Annotated in this window: 19 protein-coding genes; 17 read left to right on the top strand and 2 right to left on the bottom strand. The window is 46.7% G+C overall.

Annotation, left to right across the window (positions count from 1 at the left end; translation table 11 throughout):
- The first annotated feature begins 127 nt into the window (after positions 1-127).
- The 5 genes from BT127_RS02035 to BT127_RS02015 all read left to right on the top strand — a co-directional run bounded on the left by BT127_RS02035 (position 128) and on the right by BT127_RS02015 (position 3,540).
- A complete protein-coding gene (locus tag BT127_RS02035) occupies positions 128-787 on the top strand; it encodes a cobalamin biosynthesis protein CobQ (RefSeq protein ID WP_075423364.1) in 660 nt (219 codons plus the stop codon).
- 153 nt (positions 788-940) lie between these two features.
- Positions 941-1,147: a 4Fe-4S dicluster domain-containing protein gene (locus tag BT127_RS02030; RefSeq protein ID WP_075423363.1), complete on the top strand. Its 207-nt coding sequence runs from the start codon at positions 941-943 to the stop codon at positions 1,145-1,147.
- Positions 1,148-1,193: 46 nt separating this feature from the next.
- Positions 1,194-2,237 carry a 3-methyl-2-oxobutanoate dehydrogenase subunit VorB gene (locus tag BT127_RS02025; RefSeq protein ID WP_075423554.1) on the top strand — a complete coding sequence of 348 codons (1,044 nt, stop codon included), beginning with the start codon at positions 1,194-1,196 and terminating at the stop codon, positions 2,235-2,237.
- Positions 2,237-3,007: a thiamine pyrophosphate-dependent enzyme gene (locus BT127_RS02020; protein WP_075423362.1), complete on the top strand. Its 771-nt coding sequence runs from the start codon at positions 2,237-2,239 to the stop codon at positions 3,005-3,007. The genes BT127_RS02025 and BT127_RS02020 overlap by 1 nt, the downstream gene beginning before the upstream one ends.
- Positions 3,007-3,540 (top strand): 2-oxoacid:ferredoxin oxidoreductase subunit gamma family protein, encoded by a 534-nt coding sequence (locus tag BT127_RS02015; protein ID WP_075423361.1) that lies wholly within the window; start codon positions 3,007-3,009, stop codon positions 3,538-3,540. Before BT127_RS02020 ends, BT127_RS02015 begins: the two co-directional genes overlap by 1 nt.
- A 394-nt stretch (positions 3,541-3,934) precedes the next feature.
- Here the strand turns inward: BT127_RS02015 and BT127_RS02010 are convergent, their stop codons facing one another.
- Positions 3,935-4,666, bottom strand: coding sequence for a helix-turn-helix domain-containing protein (locus tag BT127_RS02010; protein WP_075423360.1), 732 nt, complete (start codon positions 4,664-4,666; stop codon positions 3,935-3,937).
- Between the two features lie 278 nt (positions 4,667-4,944).
- On the opposite strand from BT127_RS02010, the gene BT127_RS02005 reads away from it, so the two are divergent.
- The 5 genes from BT127_RS02005 (at position 4,945) to BT127_RS01985 (ending at position 10,087) form a co-directional block, all read left to right on the top strand.
- Positions 4,945-5,598 (top strand): histidine phosphatase family protein, encoded by a 654-nt coding sequence (locus BT127_RS02005; RefSeq protein WP_075423359.1) that lies wholly within the window; start codon positions 4,945-4,947, stop codon positions 5,596-5,598.
- Between the two features lie 50 nt (positions 5,599-5,648).
- A complete protein-coding gene (locus tag BT127_RS02000; protein WP_075423358.1) occupies positions 5,649-6,452 on the top strand; it encodes a hypothetical protein in 804 nt (267 codons plus the stop codon).
- Positions 6,449-7,306 carry an RluA family pseudouridine synthase gene (locus BT127_RS01995; protein WP_082334858.1) on the top strand — a complete coding sequence of 286 codons (858 nt, stop codon included), beginning with the start codon at positions 6,449-6,451 and terminating at the stop codon, positions 7,304-7,306. The genes BT127_RS02000 and BT127_RS01995 overlap by 4 nt, the downstream gene beginning before the upstream one ends.
- Positions 7,307-7,308: 2 nt before the next feature.
- Positions 7,309-7,785, top strand: coding sequence for an S-ribosylhomocysteine lyase (locus BT127_RS01990; RefSeq protein WP_075423357.1), 477 nt, complete (start codon positions 7,309-7,311; stop codon positions 7,783-7,785).
- Between the two features lie 565 nt (positions 7,786-8,350).
- Entirely contained in the window at positions 8,351-10,087 is a 1,737-nt protein-coding gene (locus BT127_RS01985) for a peptidoglycan DD-metalloendopeptidase family protein (protein ID WP_075423356.1), read from the top strand.
- A 394-nt stretch (positions 10,088-10,481) separates the two neighbouring features.
- Here the strand turns inward: BT127_RS01985 and BT127_RS01980 are convergent, their stop codons facing one another.
- On the bottom strand, positions 10,482-12,299 hold the full coding sequence (locus BT127_RS01980) for a phosphoenolpyruvate carboxykinase (GTP) (RefSeq protein WP_175541895.1): 1,818 nt from the start codon (positions 12,297-12,299) through the stop codon (positions 10,482-10,484).
- Between the two features lie 445 nt (positions 12,300-12,744).
- Here BT127_RS01980 and BT127_RS01975 point away from each other — a divergent pair, with 445 nt between their 5' ends.
- The 7 genes from BT127_RS01975 to BT127_RS01940 all read left to right on the top strand — a co-directional run bounded on the left by BT127_RS01975 (position 12,745) and on the right by BT127_RS01940 (position 19,553).
- Positions 12,745-13,368: a cytidylate kinase-like family protein gene (locus tag BT127_RS01975; protein WP_075423355.1), complete on the top strand. Its 624-nt coding sequence runs from the start codon at positions 12,745-12,747 to the stop codon at positions 13,366-13,368.
- A 244-nt stretch (positions 13,369-13,612) separates the two neighbouring features.
- Positions 13,613-14,659, top strand: a complete 1,047-nt coding sequence (gene potA, locus BT127_RS01970) for a spermidine/putrescine ABC transporter ATP-binding protein (RefSeq protein WP_075423354.1) — start codon at positions 13,613-13,615, stop codon at positions 14,657-14,659.
- Position 14,660: 1 nt separating this feature from the next.
- Positions 14,661-15,467, top strand: coding sequence for an ABC transporter permease (locus tag BT127_RS01965; protein WP_075423353.1), 807 nt, complete (start codon positions 14,661-14,663; stop codon positions 15,465-15,467).
- A 12-nt stretch (positions 15,468-15,479) separates the two neighbouring features.
- Positions 15,480-16,289, top strand: coding sequence for an ABC transporter permease (locus BT127_RS01960; protein WP_075423352.1), 810 nt, complete (start codon positions 15,480-15,482; stop codon positions 16,287-16,289).
- Positions 16,286-17,557, top strand: a complete 1,272-nt coding sequence (locus BT127_RS01955) for an ABC transporter substrate-binding protein (RefSeq protein ID WP_075423351.1) — start codon at positions 16,286-16,288, stop codon at positions 17,555-17,557. The genes BT127_RS01960 and BT127_RS01955 overlap by 4 nt, the downstream gene beginning before the upstream one ends.
- Positions 17,558-17,573: 16 nt before the next feature.
- Positions 17,574-18,530, top strand: coding sequence for an AEC family transporter (locus tag BT127_RS01950; RefSeq protein ID WP_075423350.1), 957 nt, complete (start codon positions 17,574-17,576; stop codon positions 18,528-18,530).
- A gap of 456 nt (positions 18,531-18,986) precedes the next feature.
- Positions 18,987-19,553, top strand: coding sequence for an RNA polymerase sigma factor (locus tag BT127_RS01940; protein WP_075423348.1), 567 nt, complete (start codon positions 18,987-18,989; stop codon positions 19,551-19,553).
- Position 19,554: the final 1 nt, after the last annotated feature.

The following is a 19,554-nucleotide window of genomic DNA, read 5'->3' as shown; positions in this document are numbered from 1 at the left end:
ATAGCACTTGCAATTGTTATTCCGATGTGATATAATATAAGTTGCAGAACTTTCTGATATTGCGGCAGTGCAAAGCGGCAGGAATACCGCAGATATTTGCTGCAATAACTTTAAACTGAGGTACAATATGAAAAAAATCACCATTATCACAGGTCACTACGGAAGCGGAAAGACCAATTTCTCGGTAAATCTTGCTGTTAAGGCTGCCGCAGAAGGCAAATCCGCCGCTATAGTCGACCTCGATCTTGTAAACCCTTATTTCCGTACAGCCGATTTTAAGCAGCTGTTTGAGGAAAAAGGCATAAAAATGATAGCTCCCGATTTCGCAAACAGCAATCTGGACGTTCCCTCAATTCAGTTTGACGTGGAACAGCTTGCCGTAAGCGAGGATTGTCTTATCATAGACGTCGGCGGAGATGATGCAGGTGCTGTCGCTCTCGGACGCTATGCCGAAGCTCTTTCTGCTTTCAGCAGCGATATCGATATGCTCTATGTCGTTAATCAGCGCAGAACTCTCACCGCTTCCGTTGAGGATACGGTACAGCTCATGTACGAGATAGAAACCGCTGCACGTATGAAGCATACCGCCATCATAAACAACACAAACCTCGGATGCGAGACTACTGCGGATATCATAAACGCTTCTGCGGATTTCGCCGCAGGCATATCCGAAAAAACAGGCGTCCCACTTGCTTTTACGACCTGTCCCGAAGGTATTGAGGACAGCATAAAGGCAGATAACGTTTTTCCCGTAAAGATCTACGTAAAGCCCATCTGGGAGCTTTGAACCTATGTTTATCAGCCGTTAACCTTTAGCGATCAGCTTATCGCGTAGGTCAGTTTGCGCTGCGCCGCAGGCTGACAGCTAAAAGCTAACGGCTCATATATACCGCGCTTTTTGCGTCGGAAAATCATTCTCATCTGAAAGGAGCGGAATTGTATGGCTAAAATGACGGTTATTACCGAACGCTGCAAGGGCTGCGCTCTCTGTACGACTGCCTGTCCGAAGGGAATCGTTGCTCTGCAGAAGGAAAAGCGTAACAAAAAGGGATATTTCTATGCTGTCTGCACTGATGATTCAGCATGTATAGGATGCGCAATGTGCGCTATGATGTGTCCCGACTGCGCTATCAAAGTAGAGAAGTAAACGATCAATATTTGAAAGGAGCTGTTAAGCTTTGGAAAGAAATCTTATGAAGGGCAACGAGGCTCTTGCAGAGGCTGCTATCAGAGCAGGCTGTAAATGCTTCTTCGGTTACCCGATAACTCCACAGACAGAGCTTGCCGCTTATATGGCAAAGCGTATGCATAAGGCAGGCGGCGTATTCCTTCAGGCTGAGTCTGAAGTTGCTGCTATAAATATGGTTCTCGGCGCTGCATCAACAGGCGTAAGAGCTATGACTTCATCTTCATCACCCGGAATCTCTCTTAAGAGCGAAGGTGTATCCTATATCGCAGGTTCAGATCTTCCTGCTGTTATCATAAACGTACAGAGAGGCGGCCCGGGACTCGGCGGTATCCAGCCTTCACAGGCTGACTACTGGCAGGCTACAAAGGCACTCGGCCACGGCGACTTCCAGCTTCTCGTATATGCTCCTGCTTCAGTTCAGGAAATGGTAGACTACGTTGTAAAGGCTTTCGACCGCGCTGATAAGTACCGTATGCCTGCAATGATCCTCGCAGACGGCCTTCTCGGTCAGATGATGGAGCCTGTTTCATTCCCTGAGATCAATCCCGACGCTTACGATAAGAGCGGCTGGGCTGCAAACGGTCACAAGAATGCAAGAGAGCACCACATCATCAACTCACTCTACCTTAAGCCTGATGAGCTTGAGCACTCTATCGTAGAGCGCTACAAGAGATACGATATAATCAAGGAGACCGAGACAGAGGCTGAGCTTTACCTCACTGAGGACTGCGATATCCTCCTCTGCGCATTCGGCGCTACTGCAAGAGTTGTAAAGTCTGCTGTAAATTCAGCAAGAGAGCTCGGCATCAAGGCTGGTCTCTTCCGTCCTAAGACTCTGTGGCCTTTCCCTGTAAAGGAGATAAACGAGGCTGCAAAGAACGCAAAGAAGCTTCTCAGCGTAGAAATGTCAATGGGACAGATGGTAGAGGACATAAAGCTCGCTATCAACTGCTCAAAGCCTGTTGAGTTCTACGGAAGAACAGGCGGCGTTATCCCGACACCTACAGAGGTGCTTGAGGAGATCAAGAGGATAGGAGGTACACTTTAATGGCTGTTGTTTTTGAAAGACCTAAGTCCCTCATCGACGTACCTACACATTACTGTCCTGGCTGTACACACGGTATAGTTCACAGGATCCTCTGTGAGGTTATCGACGAAATGGGTATCGAAGGCGATACTATCGGAGTATGTCCTGTTGGATGCTCCGTTATGGCATACGACTACTTCAACTGCGATATGATCGAGGCTGCTCACGGACGTGCTCCTGCTGTTGCAACAGGTGTTAAGCGTACAAACCCCGATAAGTTCGTATTTACATATCAGGGCGACGGCGACCTTGCTGCTATCGGTACTGCCGAGACAGTTCACGTTGCTACAAGAGGCGAGAACATCGTTGTTATCTTCATCAATAATACAATTTACGGTATGACAGGCGGACAGATGGCTCCTACAACTCTCCCCGGTCAGGTAACTCAGACAACTCCTTTCGGAAGAAGCCCACAGCTTGCAGGTTACCCTGTAAAGGTATGCGAGATGCTCTCACAGCTCACAGGTACTGCTTACGCTGAGCGTGTTGCTGTAGACAGCGTTCCTCACATCAGAAACGCTAAGAAGGCTATCCGCAAGGCTTTCGAGAACCAGAAGGCAGGTAAGGGCTTCTCTATCGTAGAGGTTCTCTCAACTTGTCCTACTAACTGGGGCCTTACTCCTATAGAGGCTATAAAGAGACTCCAGGACGAAATGATCCCATACTATCCTCTCGGCGTTTACAAGGACGTTGAGGAAGGCGTATTCCCCGCAGAAGGAGGTAATGAATAATGGCTACTACTGAGATCCTCCTTGCAGGCTTCGGCGGACAGGGTATCCTCTTCGCAGGTAAGATACTCGCTTACTGCGGTCTTATGGACAATAAGGAGCTTTCATGGCTTCCTTCATACGGTCCTGAGATGCGCGGAGGTACATGTAACTGTTCCGTATGTATTTCAGACGAGCCTATCGGTTCACCTCTCGTACTTACTCCCGACCTTCTTATCGCTATGAACCAGCCTTCATTCGATAAGTTCGTTAAGGATGTAAGACCAGGCGGAAAGGTGTTCTTCGACAGCACTCTCATCGAGCCTGAGACTGACAGAACTGATATCCAGCTTTTCGGCATCCCTTCACAGCAGCTTGCTGATGATAACGAGCTGAAGGGCGGTTCAAATATCATCCTCCTCGGAAAACTCCTTAAGGAGACTAATATCTGCTCACTCGAAACAATGCAGAAGGCTATCGAGAAGGTAGTTCCTCCTAAAAAGGCTGCCCTTATCCCGAATAACTTCAAGGCTATCGAGATAGGTATGAACGCATAATAAAACAGGTAACTGATCTATCAGATACCTGTATAAAAGAAGTGCCCCGAAGTTTACCGCTTCGGGGCATTAGTTTTTTATACAGATGCTAAGCTAAATTCTGATTTAAGCCGTTAGCCCATAGCCATTAGCCGTTAGCCTGATGTAGGGGCGGCGTTCCGCCGCCCGATAATAAAGCGGCGAAGCCGCTTCCTAATGGCTAAAAGCTAAAGGCTAAGGGCTTCGGAATTTAACACCTTCGGTGTTAAATTCCGATTTATGTTAGTAACAATTATAGCACAGCCTCTCTGAACTGTCAACAAAAAGAGACACCTTCACAAGAAGATGTCTCTCTAATAAATATTGACTTTACTTTTCTGAAAAATATGATATAATTAATATAGTGTTCTGCACATCAATAGCCGCGGCTGCTATCACTGTTGCTGCGGTATTTTGCACGGGTACGGGCTATGCTCTCTTCGCTTCGCTTGATGAGATTGAGCAGTGATGATGAATACTGTGCATAGTCCTTCTGAAGTGTTGAAGTAGTAACATAAAGTGTATCGAAATTATCAACGCAGTCGTTTCCGTCAAGTGGGATTCCGCTTGAAGCAGCCTTGATGTCGGCTTCGCTCATGGATATGATAGCATTTGCGCTGTCATTTGCTATAACCTTCGGAATGCGGAAAAGCTTCTGGTCGTTATGGGGATTAGCGTTGTATACTATACGGAAAAGCTTATATACAGAAAGCATAAGGTAGGAAGAAACCTCTTTGATAAGAGTTATACTGTTTGCCTTCTGAGCAAGACTGAAAAGCAGACTTATCGAGTTGTTGATGATACGTCTGTTGAAGTTGATTATCTCAGGTGAAGGCATTTTCAGTGTGTTGTTTCCGTCATCATCAGGGATGTCCTCTATAGTGATAGTTTTTCCTTCAGGTTCGGGAGTACGTCCGAGAAGGTAGTCACATGATACGTTATAATAATCAGCTATCTTTACAAGGAAGTTAAGACCGCATTCACGGATGCCTTTCTCATAGTGGGAGAGCAGAGCCTGTGATATACCAAGGTCTGCGGCAGCCTGCTTCTGGCTGATATGACGTTCTTTTCTCTGAAGAGTGATTATACGGGCGAAATCCGAATTCATTTCTTTTTTCCTCCTTTAATTTACGGGAACGATCCCCGTTCAATGTTTCCTTACAAGTTAAAATACATATAGTAATCTTAATACATCATTGCTTGCTACAAAAAGAATACATTTATATTATAATACAAATTGTATAATAAGTAAATATCGAAAACCATTAAACATCAAAGTGATTTTTTGTGTTTTTTTGTCAAAAACGTCAAGATATCAAAATTATCTGTATAATATTATGGAAATTGCACAATCAGCAAAGAAAAAAGCAAAGAGAAGGTGAATATATGAAAGGTTACAGAATAAGTGTTATACGCCACGGTATGACCGAGGCTAACGAAAAAGGCATATACATCGGAACTACTGATATGCCGCTTACGGATAAAGGCGCAGGCGAACTTGCCGCAAAAATGGACGAGTTCGATTACCCTTCGGTACACAGAGTTTACACCTCTCCCCTGAGAAGATGTACCGAGACCGCAGAGATACTCTTCCCCGAAACAGAAATGCTTCTGGTGGACGACCTGCGTGAGCTTAACCTCGGTGTATTTGAAAACAAGCGCTTCGATGAGCTTATGGGGCGTGAGGACTACAAAGCGTGGCTGAAAGGCGGAAAGGATACACGTCCGCCAAAGGGCGAAAGTCTCGAGGAAATGACTGCCCGCACCTATAAAGCACTCCACGAGATAATCATGGATATGATGAACAACGGTCTAACCCACAGCGCAATAATAACTCACGGCGGCATCATCTCTAATATGCTCGCCTGCTTCGGACTTCCGAAATACGATCCGAAGTACCTTAACGCATCCCCGGGTGAAGGCTTCGATATACTCGTTACCGCACAGATGTGGCTGAATTCTCAGGCTTTCGAGATACTGGGATATTGTCCCTATGAGCGAATCCCCGATGCGGACGAGGAAAACTGGCGCTTTGAATAATCGGCGTTCTCTGCCATATACTACCTCTGTAAAGATCGGAGGGAAGTACATTGAAACTAAGAGAACTCATCCGCTATTCACGCAGTATAGTCCGGCAGGGCAGACTGCACATACTTATAATATGTCTCATGCCGCTGTTTACCGAACTGTTCTTCCGCCTTGCCGAAGCATCGGTTTGCAGTCTGCTGCTGTATTTCAGCGACATGTCCCCTGCGGAACTGTTTACAGGTGAAAACGAGCCGCAGTTCGTATTCTCCCTTACCTGCATGGTGCTGAGGGTGCTGACAGTTCCTCCCCTTACCTGTGCCGCCGCATTCAGGCTGACTGAGCTATGCTGCGGCGATGATGGCGTAACTCCGCTGTGGGAGGTGCTTACGGATATGCGCTTTCTGCGGCGCTCTGTAGTATCAGGCTTACTTTGCAGGATAATCGGCACTTTATTCTTCATGCCTGTGCTTTTCTCGGGTGAAGCACTTGCAGCGCTTCTGAAAAAAGGCGGCGGAGAAAATGAACTGTTTGCCGCAGTTCAGACTGCTGCGCTTACAGCAGTATCTCTGCTTCTGTGGGTTATGGTAAGGCTGACTCTTTCAGCTGTTCCATTCCTGCTTGTCAGACGTACAGATAAAAGCGCAGTAGGAACTGTATTCTGCAGCTTCCACTTCATGAGCGGAAGAAGAGGGCATTTCCTTCGCCTTATAGGTATTTATGCACTGCCTGCGCTGTCTCTGATAGGATTGCCGCTTGCTCTGCCGGACCTTATGACTGCTTTCGCAGTAAGTATATCAGTATTTGCTCAGGAGGACGACTATCACAAACGCACACTGCCCTCAGAGCTGAAAGGAGAATTGGTTTGAAAGAGATCGTTCTTACCGTAACCGAAGAACAGCCAATGGAGCTTCAGCGCTTTCTGACTTCACGGTGCGGCGTCTCAAAAAGGCTCCTTACAAAACTGAAGCGCACCGAAAACGGCATAACAAGGGATGGCAAGCTCATACGCAGCATCGATACCGTATCAAAAGGCGATATCATTGTCCTTAAGTCAGAGGACAGCAGCTTCCTTGAACCGAATCCGCAGCTCAGTGTTCCCATTGCATACGAGGATGAAAGCGTTGCGGTGTTCAATAAAACGGGTGGTATGCCCGTTCATCCCTCAATAAAGCATCAGGGGGATACCCTCGGCAATTTCTTCGCCAGCAAGTACCCCGAGCTCACTTTTCGTCCCGTGAACCGTCTGGACCGTGACACCTCGGGACTCTGTCTTGTGGCAAAAGATGCCCACGCAGCAAATCTACTGCAAGGCAGCTGCAATAAAGTCTACTATGCGGCAGTTCACGGCAAAACAGACGAAGAGGGGACTATAAACGCTCCAATTGCCCGCGAAAGGGAAAGCATAATCCTGCGCTGTGTCCGTGAGGACGGTCAGAGCGCTGTAACACATTACAAACGCCTTGCCTTTTCAGGTGGGTATTCCCTTCTGGAGATACACCTTGAAACAGGCAGGACTCATCAGATAAGAGTCCACTTCGCCCACATCGGTCATCCTCTTGCAGGTGACGATATGTACGGCGGACTAAGGACTCACATAGGCCGTCAGGCACTGCACTGCGGTCAGCTCACATTCATATCGCCTGATACAGGCAAAGAAACAACAGCTACATCAGAGCTCCCCGACGATATAAGGGGACTATTCAATGACACGGAGGTATAAACATGGAAAAAATCGCAAGCTTTCAGGTAGATCACACTAAATTCGGCGTTGGTATGTACATATCACGTATAGACGGCGATGCTGTTACCTATGACGTTCGTATGGTAAAGCCGAACGGCGGTGTATATGTATCCAACCCCTCACTCCACACTATAGAGCACCTTTTTGCTACCTATGCACGTAATTCCGAGTTCAGCGACAAGATAATCTACGTTGGACCTATGGGCTGCCGTACAGGTTTTTACCTTATCACAAGGGACACTATGTCGGGCGAGGACGCTATAAAGCTCGTAAGGGACTCCTACCGCTTCATATCGGAGTATCACGACGAGATCCCCGGCTGTACTGCCGTAGAGTGCGGAAACTATCTTGAACACGACCTTGAATCTGCAAGGAAGGATGTTCTCCCTCTGCTTGAAAAACTTGAGAATTACACTGTTGAAATGCTTGACTATTCTTGGCATATGAGCCGAAATTAACCTGCAATTTTTGTGCAATTCTACAAAATCTGGCATTAAATTACAAAAAAAGATAGATTTTCGTTGTATTATCACAGGAATTTGTTATAATACAATATGTCATGCTCGCTTTGCCATTAATATTGCTCCCCCAACTAACTCCTGAATTTTCTTGCTTGTCCTGACAGCGAAATACTGCGTCAGAAAGTCTTGAAATGCGACAGCATTCCTGCGGCTTTCTTCCTTGCCTTTCTCTGCCAGTCCGTCGCAATATTTCTTCAAGAGTTAATTGGTGGAGCAATAGCAAAACAATGCCATTTTAGTTGTTGAGCTTGACATTTATGTGTGCCGCATTTAGCTGTTTTGTTCCCGGCACACCGATCATTATTTATTTGTCTCTATTGCAAAATGTTCAATGTACATTTTGCAGGCTGCATAGCAGCCACAAAGCCGCTCTGCGGCTTTGAAGATACAATATAAACGGAGCGTTCACGGCGCAATGCGCCGTCCGCCGTCATAGTCGGCGGATTGCAAAATATCATAATTGATATTTTGCAATAGCGCAGAGTATAAAGGAGCTGCTGTTTTGAATTTATTTAATAAAAACGGGAGTATTTGGGATATTTTTACAAGGGCAGGCATAGTAACCGTAAAGTTCATTGCCGCCATTCTTCTGGCCGTCGTCAAGATACTGGAATTTATCGGTTCTGAGATACTCGACCTTCTGAAAAGCTGCCTTAAACTTGTTCGCTGGCTGCTTAACGAGGTAACGGATTCTTTCAGAAAACGTGTCCAGGTATCAAACGAGCTTTCAAGACAGGTCAGAAAAGCCAAAAAGGAAGGCAAAAAAGAACATACACTTGCTGTGATAAAGCTTATCGGCTCGTTCTTCTGCGGAGAGGGCGGAGTTTTCTACACCGCTTTCAACTACACCCTGCCGATAATCTGTGCCGCATTCCTCATAGGAGTCGTAAGATACGGCTCGGGACTTGAATACGGTATAGCCGTTGAGTATAACGGCAAGGAAATAGGTATCATCTCTGCCGAGGCGGACTTCGAGAACGCCGAACGTGAAGTTCAGCAGAGAATATCATACTCTGAAAACGACGAAGCTGTGGACCTTTCGGCAAAATTCTCGCTTCGCATAATCAACGAGGATGACCGCTACGTTTCCGCTGGTCAGCTTGCCGACGAAATGCTCGCCGCATCCGACGAGGACCTCACCGACGCATGGGGCGTTTACGTGGACGGTAATTTCATAGGCGCTGTAAGAGACCGCGATAAGGTACAGGAAGCACTTATGGACAACCTCCTCAATTACGAGGTTGACGGTATCGTCAAGGACCTCGCTTACGTTAACAAAGTCGAATACACACAGGGTATCTACCTCGTTAACAGTGTAATGAGCGACGACGATATGATAAAGCTCCTTACATCCAAAAAGGAGAAAAAGTCGGTATACATCGTACAGCCGAACGATACTATCGTTTCGGTATGCCAGAAGCACGGTATGTCACTGGACAGACTCGAAGAACTCAACCCGGATGCTGTCGGTAAATTCGCTGCCGGACAGATACTTACAGTCATTGAGACTCAGAGTTATCTGCCGATACAGTACACAAGAGAAATGGAAACCACTTCATTCCTCGACTATGAAACTATCGAAGTTGAAACAAGCTCACTCAACGTAGGAATACGTTCCACACTGATAAAGGGTGAACGAGGCGAAAAGAAGAGCAAGATAGAAGTAACATACGTTGACGGCATAGAGCGTTCACGCACTACACTGAGCAGCAAGATCACAAAACAGCCTGTTGTGGAGCAGATAGGTATAGGTACCTACACCGCTCAGCCTGATTATCCCGAAACAGTTTACTTCGGCGCACCTCTTGCAGGTACAGGTGAATTCGGATGGCCTGTTGACGGCGGATGGATAAGCGATACTTTCATCAGTGACCGTAACCACAAGGGACTTGATATAGCTGCCGATCAGGGCAAGAGCATCTTCGCCGCTGAAGAGGGTATGGTCGTTTCCGCAGGCTGGAACTCTGGCGGATACGGAAACGTTGTAATGATCGACCACATGAACGGATATCAGACGGTTTACGCCCATATGTTATATGTTGAAGCCGTAGAAGGTCAGTGGGTAACCAAGGGACAGCTCATCGGCTATATCGGAAGCACAGGAGACTCAACAGGTCCGCACTGCCACTTTGAAGTACGTTACGAAGGCGTATGCTACGATCCTACACTGTATCTCAACACTCAGGTCGCTAATAAACCCAAGGAAAAGGACAGCGATAAAAAGGATAAAGAAAGCTGATGCTTATACGTTAATTATTGAGGGAAACTCTTTGAGTAAGAGTTTCCCTTAATCATTTTCAGAGCCTTTACTTTAAATTTCCAGCCTTACAGGGTACTCGTGTTAAGCTTCCGGCTTAGTTTTACTTGGAATAGTACCCTGTAAGGCTGGAAATTTGGGGCAAAAAGTCTTTGGAAAGGGGTTCGGGGTGACTCCCCGCAGTGCGGGGTAACTCCCTACAGTGTAGGGAGATGTCAGCAAAGCTGACAGAGGGTCATCGCTCCTGTTAGGAGATGCCGAACAACGTGAGGCAGAGGGGACCGCCTCCGTCAGAGGAATCTTTCCTCAGAAAGGTTTTCCCCCGAAAAAAATGCTGCACCGAAGTGCAGCATTTCATTTTATTAATCGCTATTTATTACTTGTTGAGATTAGCCTCGATCATATCGAGCTCGTCATAGAGAGCCTGTGGGATGTTACCACCCTTAGCCTTGATGTCCTCATCATAGTATCTTCTCATCTCAGCGATCTCCTTCTTCCACTCGTCCTTATTTACTGTAAGGAGGAGCTTGAGAGCGTCAGCTGAAACCTCGTCCTCAATGCCCTTGAGGTTGATGTCCTCAGGCTTAGGAAGATATCCGATAGGAGTCTCAACAGCGTCTACCTCGTTCTCAACTCTCTTGATGATCCAGTCGATAACTCTCATGTTATCGCCGAAACCTGGCCAGAGGAAGTTACCCTCGTCGTCTGTTCTGAACCAGTTAACGTTGAAGATCTTAGGAGCCTTGCTACCGAGTCTTGCGCCCATTTCGAGCCAGTGTGCCCAGTAGTCACCTACGTTGTAGCCGATGAATGGCTTCATAGCCATAGGATCGTGACGGAGTACACCTACTGCACCTGTTGCAGCAGCAGTTGTCTCTGAAGAAACAGCTGAACCGATGTATGTACCGTGTGTCCAGTCGAATGACTGATATACGAGAGGAGCTGTTGTAGCACGTCTTCCGCCGAAGATGATAGCTGATACAGGAACACCCTCAGGATTGTTGAACTCAGGTGAGATGCATGGGCAGTTCTGTGCAGGAGCTGTGAATCTTGAGTTTGGATGAGCAAGCTTGTTGCCTGCAGCTGTATAAGCCTCACCGTCTACCTTCTCACCCTTCCACTCTGTAGCATCCTTTGGAGGATTCTCTGTGAGCTTCTCCCACCAAGGAGTATTGTCGCTGTTATCAAGAGCAACGTTTGTGAAGATAGCGCCATTCTTTGTGCAAGCGAGAGCGTTGTAGTTTGACTTCTCATTTGTTCCGGGAGCAACGCCGAAGAAACCGTTCTCAGGGTTGATAGCATAGAGTCTGCCGTCCTTGCCGGGCTTCATCCAAGCGATATCGTCGCCGACTGTGAATACTTCATAGCCTTCCTTCTTGTATCCCTCTGGTGGGATGAGCATTGCGAGGTTTGTCTTTCCGCAAGCTGATGGGAATGCAGCTGTGATATACTTAACATCGCCGTTTGGCTTCTTAACGCCGAGGATGAGCATGTGCTCAGCCATCCAAGCCTCGTTCTTACCCTGGAATGAAGCGATACGGAGTGCGAAGCACTTCTTGCCGAGGAGAACGTTTCCGCCGTAAGCAGAGTTGATTGACCAGATCGTATTTTCCTCAGGGAACTGAACGATGTATCTCTTCTCAGGATCAACGTCAGCCTTTGAGTGGAGACCTCTTACGAAATCATCGGAAGTATCACCGAGGTTCTCGAAAGCCTGCTTGCCCATACGAGTCATGATGTTCATGTTGAGGACAACGTAGATAGAGTCTGTAACCTCTACGCCGACCTTAGCAAGAGGTGAACCGATCGGTCCCATTGAATAAGGGATAACATACATAGTTCTTCCCTTCATAACGCCGTCATACATAGGAGTAAGGAGAGCCTTCATCTCGTCGGGAGCCATCCAGTTGTTTGTAGGACCTGCGCCTGACTTTTCCTTAGAGCAGATGAATGTTCTGTCCTCAACACGAGCAACGTCGTTAGCGCGTGTTCTGTGGTAGAGACAGTTAGGATACTTCTCAGGGTTGAGCTTGTACATTTTGTCCCAGCTGTCATCAGGAAGTGAAGTTACCTCCTCGATGAGTGAATCGATCTGCTCCTTTGAGCCGTCGATCCATACAACGTTATCGGGCTTACAGAGAGCAACCATCTCGTCTACCCACTTTAATACATTAGGGTTTTTTGTCAGTGACATTGTATAATACCTCCTAAAAAATTGATCTTATCAGGTGCGGCAGGCACGAAAAATGAATGCCGCAGCAAGGGCGACTGAAAAAATCCAATCGTACCTCATTTACTATTATATACAATTTCTGTCAAGCTGTCAATAGCAAGAATGATATTTTTTTGTCATAATGATATTCCTGCGTATTTTCCTCCAAAAATAATGATAATTCCCGACGTTTCAGCTGTGCTTCAGTTTTAAAAGGCGAAATGCACAATTCTTTCAACAACAGGTTGTTTAAAACATAGAAATTATCTTGAACTCCGTATTTTTGACCTTCATCACCTTGAAAAAATAGTAAAACGTGGTATAATAAAATATAGAAAAAGTCATAATATTATATTTTTATCTTCCACGTAACCAAGGTTAACAGTGGAACTTAATCTACTATCATCGGAAAAGGAGTAATATTACAATGAAAAAACAGATCATCACTATCGAGCGTCAGTACGGAAGCGGAGGAAGCGCTATCGGTAAACTTACAGCTGAAAAGCTCGGAGTGAATTGCTATAACAGACAGATACTCGAAATGACAGCAGAACGCTGCGGCATCTCGGCAGAATACCTTGAATCCGCAGAGGAAAGCGTACCTACAAGCTTCCTGTATTCCCTTCTGCTATCAGCAAACCCTGCAAGAACTATGGAGGATAATCTTCCTCTTTCGGATAAAGTGTTCCTTATGGAGAGCCGTATAATCAATGAAATAGCTGAAAAAGAGCAGAGCTTCGTCCTTGTGGGACGCTGCGGAAGCTATATCCTCGAGGATAAAGGCTGTTTCAGCGTATACATCTACGCTTCACATGAGGATCGTATAAAGCGTGCAATAGAAGATTACAAGATCCCCGAAAACAAGGCTGAAAACATGCTGAAAAAGGCTGATAAGCGCCGCGAAACTTTCTTCAACGTCAATACAGGCAAAAGCTGGCAGGATAAGGATATATATTCACTGTGCCTGAACAGCGCAGAGCTCGGCGACGAGTTATGTGCTGAAATAATAGTCAAGGCTTATCAGGAATACAACAAGCGCTTTTCTGAATAAGATATCACAATGAGATGGTGGAAGATATGCTATAGGCAGCGATCTTTCATCGCTCATTCCAATTATACCTCTTTTAAGAAACTCCCCGTTCTTTTACGGGGAGTTTCTGCTGTCTATGAACTGTGTAACAATACGCCCGATATATTGATTTTTATACGTTGATATGGTATAATTAATCATCCTTTGTTCTGCCGCAAAGATAACGAAGCTGCGGCACTTTAATTTTTTTGAAGGGAATGGTTTTATGGAGAATATCGTCAGCTTAAAAGACATAATCGTGGAGTTTGAAGAAGGCGAACGCATTCTGAAAAATATCAGCCTTGACATAAAAGATAAGGAGTTCGTCACCTTTCTCGGACCTTCGGGATGCGGAAAAACTACTACTCTCCGCATAATCGCAGGCTTCCTTGAACCTACCAGCGGAGATGTTTTCTTCGACGGACAGCGCATCAACGGAGTTCCTCCCCACAAGAGAAACGTGAATACCGTGTTCCAGAGATACGCTCTCTTCCCCCACCTTAATGTATATGAGAATATCGCATTCGGACTCCGCGTAAAGAACGTTCCCGAAAAAGAGATAGTAAAGCGCGTCGGTGAGATGCTTGAAATGGTCAACCTCATGGGCTTTGAGAAGCGCTCGGTGAACCGTCTTTCAGGCGGACAGCAGCAGCGTGTAGCTATCGCTCGTGCGCTGGTAAACCACCCGAAGGTGCTCCTTCTGGATGAGCCTCTCGGCGCTCTGGACCTTAAACTCCGCAAGGAGATGCAGATAGAGCTAAGAAAGATACAGCAGGAGCTTGAACTTACCTTCGTGTACGTTACCCACGACCAGGAAGAAGCTCTGACCATGAGCGACAGCATCGTTGTTATGAACAACGGCTATATCCAGCAGATAGGCTCTCCCACAGATATATACAACGAGCCTGTTAACGCCTTCGTTGCGGACTTTATCGGCGAAAGCAACATTGTCAACGGCTCTATGCCCGAGGACTGCGTAGTCGAGTTCACGGGACGCCGTTTCGAGTGCGTCGATAAGGGATTTGCTCCCAACGAGACTGTTGACGTTGTTATCCGTCCCGAGGACGTAAAGGTGATACCAGCGGATAAGGCTAAGCTGACAGGTATAGTTGAATCCGTTGTATTCAAGGGCGTTCACTACGAGATGATAGTGGACGGAGTTGACCACAAATGGGTGATACACTCCACAAAGGCTGAACCTGTCGGCTCTATGATAGGTATGACCTTCGATCCCTTCGATATCCACATAATGAAAAAGACAGAGGAGGAATAATATGAAACTGAAATACTTCTCTGCGCCTTACCTCGTCTGGATGGTAGTATTCATACTCGTCCCCCTGCTGATGATAGCATACTTCGCTTTCACCAACGATGAGGGCGGACTTACCATAAAATACATATCCGATGTGGGACAGTATGCCAATATATTCGTCCGCTCGATCTGGCTGGCACTTATCGCAACAGTGATCTGCCTTGTGGTAGCCTATCCCGTTGCTTTCATCCTCTCCCGTATGGACAAGCACCGTCAGGGCACTATGCTCATGATAGTTATGCTCCCTATGTGGATGAACTTCCTGCTCCGTACCTATGCTTGGATGACTCTTCTCGGCAATAACGGTATAATCAACCACCTTTTCGGACTTATCGGGCTTGGTCCCTTCAAGCTGATAAATACCTCGGGAGCAGTTGTACTGGGCATGGTCTACAACTACCTGCCGTTCATGATACTTCCGCTTTATTCCGTTATGGAGAAGATAGACGGAAGCCTGTTTGAAGCCGCTTCCGACTTAGGATGCAGTTCGGGCAAGACTCTCTGGCGTGTGGTAGTTCCTCTCAGTATGCCCGGTATCACCTCGGGAGTTACTATGGTATTTGTACCAGCTATCTCGACCTTCATTATTTCCCGTATGCTGGGAGGAGGCTCAAACCTCCTCATCGGCGACCTCATCGAGATGCAGTTCCTCGGAAATGCCTATAATCCGCACCTCGGCGCAGCCATTTCCCTCGTACTTATGGTGATAATCCTTGTTATCATGACCGTTATGAATCAGTTCGATCCCGACGATCAGGTGCTTATGTAAGGAGGCGGTACTATGAAAAAACTCGGAAAATTCTATATGCTTCTTGTACTGCTTTTCCTGTATGTGCCTATATTCGTGCTGATAGTGTTCTCTTTCAACGAGACAAAAAGCAGAAGCGTTTTCAGCGGATTCACCCTTGACTGGTACAAGAGACTTTTCCACAACAGGATAATCATATCCTCGCTTATGAATACAATAATCATCGCTGTTGCGGCAAGTATCATATCTACCGTACTCGGTACATTTGCGGCTATAGGTATAAACAGTATGCGTAAAGTCCCTAAATCGGTTGTAATGAACATAACCAATATGCCTATCATCAACCCCGAAATAGTTACAGGTGTATCCCTCATGCTTCTTTTCGTATTCTTCGCCGCAAGAATGAACCTCGAATTCGGCTTTGTAACACTGCTTATAGCTCACATCACCTTTGATGTCCCCTACGTTATCCTTAACGTGATGCCGAAGTTCAATCAGATGGATCCGCATATCTACGAGGCGGCTCAGGATCTGGGATGCAGTCCCTTCAGAGCCTTCCGCAAGGTCGTTCTCCCCGAGATAATGCCGGGTGTTGTAAGCGGTTTCCTTATGTCCTTCACCTACTCACTGGATGACTTCGTTGTAAGCTACTTCACAACAGGTTCTACCTCACAGACACTTCCTATAACTATTTACTCCATGACAAGGCGAAAGGTCTCACCTGAGATAAACGCTCTTTCAACGCTGATATTCATTGCGGTAGTCATCGTCTTGATAGTCAAGAACGCAATAGAGAAGAAAGCGGCAAAGAAAAGCGGTATGTACAAGGGGGACATGGCATGAAAAAACTGACAGCTCTTTTAGGTACGGCTCTGGTAGGCATGTCACTTCTCAGCGGATGTGCTTCGGAAGTTCCCGAGGAAGCAGACGAGGAGGAGGAAGTCTCCGCGGCTCAGACTCTTACTGTCTCGGATCCCGATTACTACACCCGTTTCAAGGGACAGAACCTCTCCATAAACGTCTATAACTGGGGCGAATACATCTCCACAGGTGCAGACGAGGGAACTCTCGATGTGAACGGAGAATTCGAGAAGCTCACAGGCATCAAGGTCAACTACACAAACTATGCCACAAACGAGGAGCTTTATGCAAAGCTCAAGGGCGGCGGTGCGGCTTACGATGTTATAATCCCTTCGGACTACATGATAAGCAAGATGATAAAGGAGAACCTCATTCAGCCTCTGGACTTCGATAACATTCCCAACTTCTCCTACATCATGGATAACTTCCGCAATATGGCTTACGATCCAGAAAACGCCTATACCGTTCCCTACACTTGGGGCACTGTAGGCATCATATACGATACCACAATGATAGATCTGGACGAGGAGGATATCGACTGGGATCTCCTCTGGAACGAGGACTACGCCGACCAGATACTCATGTTCGATAATCCCCGTGATGCCTTCGCGATTGCAGAGCTTATGGAAGGTTTCTCGCTCAACACCGAGGATCCGAAGGAACTGGAACAGGCGGCTTTCAGGCTTCGTCAGCAGAAACGCATAGTTCAGGGATACGTCATGGATGAGGTCTTCGACAAAATGGGCGCAGGCGACGCTCTTATCGCTCCCTATTACGCAGGTGACGCTCTCACTATCCTCGAGGACAACGAGGACCTTAATTTCGTTGTACCCAAAAGCGGTACAAACCTCTTTATCGACGCTATGTGCATCCCTTCCTCATCACGTCAGAAGGAAGCGGCTGAAATGTACATAAACTTCATGTGCGAACCCGATATAGCCTACGCAAATATCGACTACATCTGCTACTCAACTCCGCATCAGGCGGCTTACGATATGCTTGACGAGGAAGTGAGGGAGAGTCCCGTTTCCTACCCCGACAGCGATTTCATAGCGGATAAGACTACTGTTTTCGTGAACCTCTCCGATGAGGCAAATCTGAAAATGCAGAGCTTATGGACCGAAATGAAGTCCGCTGAGGACGAGAATACGAATAAGTGGATAGCTCCCGTATTCCTTGTGGCTTGTGTGTTTATAATGGTATTCGTACTTATAAGACGCCACATCAAAAACAAAAAGGATATATTCTGAAAGGCAATGACTATTAATGTTTCTTGAAAATCTGAGATTCAGCCTGAATGCGACCGTCCCCGTTTTCCTCATGATGGTATTCGGGTGGTTCTGCCGTAAAATAGGTCTGCTGGACGACCATACCACGGCTAAGCTAAACAAATTCACGTTCAGGACTACTCTCCCTGCGCTCCTGTTTATGGACCTGTCAAAAGCGGATTTCCGTGCAGTCTGGGATACACGATTCGTACTTTTCTGCGTTATAGTAACTCTCCTCAGTGTGGGAGTTGCATCCCTTTACTCGCTTCTCCACAAGGACAAGGCTGAAAGGGGCGAGATAATACAGGCTGCTTACCGAAGCAGTGCCGCTGTACTTGGCATAGCCTTCGTCAAGAATATCTACGGCGAAGCGGCTATGGCGGCACTTATGATAGTGGGCACCGTACCGATATACAACATCATCGCAGTTACCGTGCTTTCGCTGACTTCTCCCGACACATCGGGTAAAAAGAGCGGCAGGGAGCTGTTCTTGAACACGCTGAAAGGCATAATCACCAACCCTATCATCCTCGGCATAATAGTTGGAATGATATGGTCCGTTGCAGGCATACCTCAGCCCGTTATACTTGAAAAATCCGTATCCTATCTGGGAAATATGGCAACTCCGCTCTCGCTTATAGCACTTGGAGCTTCATTCAGAACAAGCGACGCCAAGGGTAAAACTGCTGTAACAGCCGGCATAGTATTCATAAAGCTGGTGCTTTTCTGCTGTATATTCCTGCCCCTTGCGGTACATATGGGATTCCGCGGTGAAAAGCTCATAGCTATACTGGTAATGCTTGGAAGCGCCACAACGGGAAGCTGCTTCGTAATGGCAAAGAACTTCGGACACAAGGGTACTATCACCGCCTATGCGGTAATGCTTGCGACCATGTTCAGCGCCTTGACTCTTACGGCGTGGCTGTTCCTGCTGAGATCTATGAAATACGTGTGATGGGACGCTTTCAAGCGCCCCTGAGAGAGGCGAAAAAGCCTGAAATCATCAATTTGGGGATTCTAAAGGGATGCTATCCCTTTAGCGGATTCCAAAGGCAGAGCCTTTGGTGGGGTGACTCCCCACAGTGTGGGGAGATGTCAGCGAAGCTGACAGAGGGGACGGACCGGTTAGGTTGGGACAGAGTCCCACATTACACAAAGCGCTCAGCAAAGGGTGAATTTCAAAACAGTCCGGTGGACTGTTTTGAAAGAGGGAACGCCCTGCAAGAGAGGGCATTCCCTGATGAATCAGTACTTTTTCAACAAACTTTGGGACGCTTTCAAGCGCCCCATTTTAATTAAATGAAAAAAATATCTTATTTCTGTCACACTCTCGTTCCAGACTCCGATTAGATATTACAGAGCGGACAAATGCATTTGAAAACTTAATTATCTTTCAGAAAGGAGGAGTACTATGACCGACACCGAATATAAATCACGCATGAAGGACGAGCCGTCCTTATGTCAGAGAGAGCTTTTCGACGAATACTATAACTACGTTTACTCGATTGTATTCAATAAACTGCGAAGCTGCGGAAGCCGTGAAGACGTAGACGAATGTGTCAGCGACGTGTTTTCGGACGTCTTTATAAGTCTTGATTCCGATAAGATCCATGGCGGCGACATCAAGGGACTGATCGCAACGATCGCAAGACGCAGGGCAGTTGATATGTTCAGAAAGCTCTCATCAAAAGGGAAAACAGATATTTCTATAGATGATGAAGGGGTCAGAGAGATAGCCTCCGATGAAAGAGTTGATCAGTTGACCGAAGCAGCAGAAACTGCAAACGCACTCCTTAACGCTGTAAAGTCTCTCGGACAGCCTGATTCCACTATAATCATACAGAAGTATTATTATAATAAAAGCTCAGGCGAGATAGCAGGCGCCGTAAGCATGAAGCCTGCCGCTGTAAGGCAGCGGATAAGCCGTGCCCTTAAACGCCTGAATGAGATACTTGCAGCCGCAGGAGAAGGAAGGTGAC

Origin of the sequence: Ruminococcus sp. XPD3002 (genome assembly GCA_900119535.1) — a bacterium.
Lineage (GTDB): Bacteria > Bacillota > Clostridia > Oscillospirales > Ruminococcaceae > Ruminococcus > Ruminococcus flavefaciens_H.
This window is presented reverse-complemented; position numbering and strand designations above follow the sequence as displayed.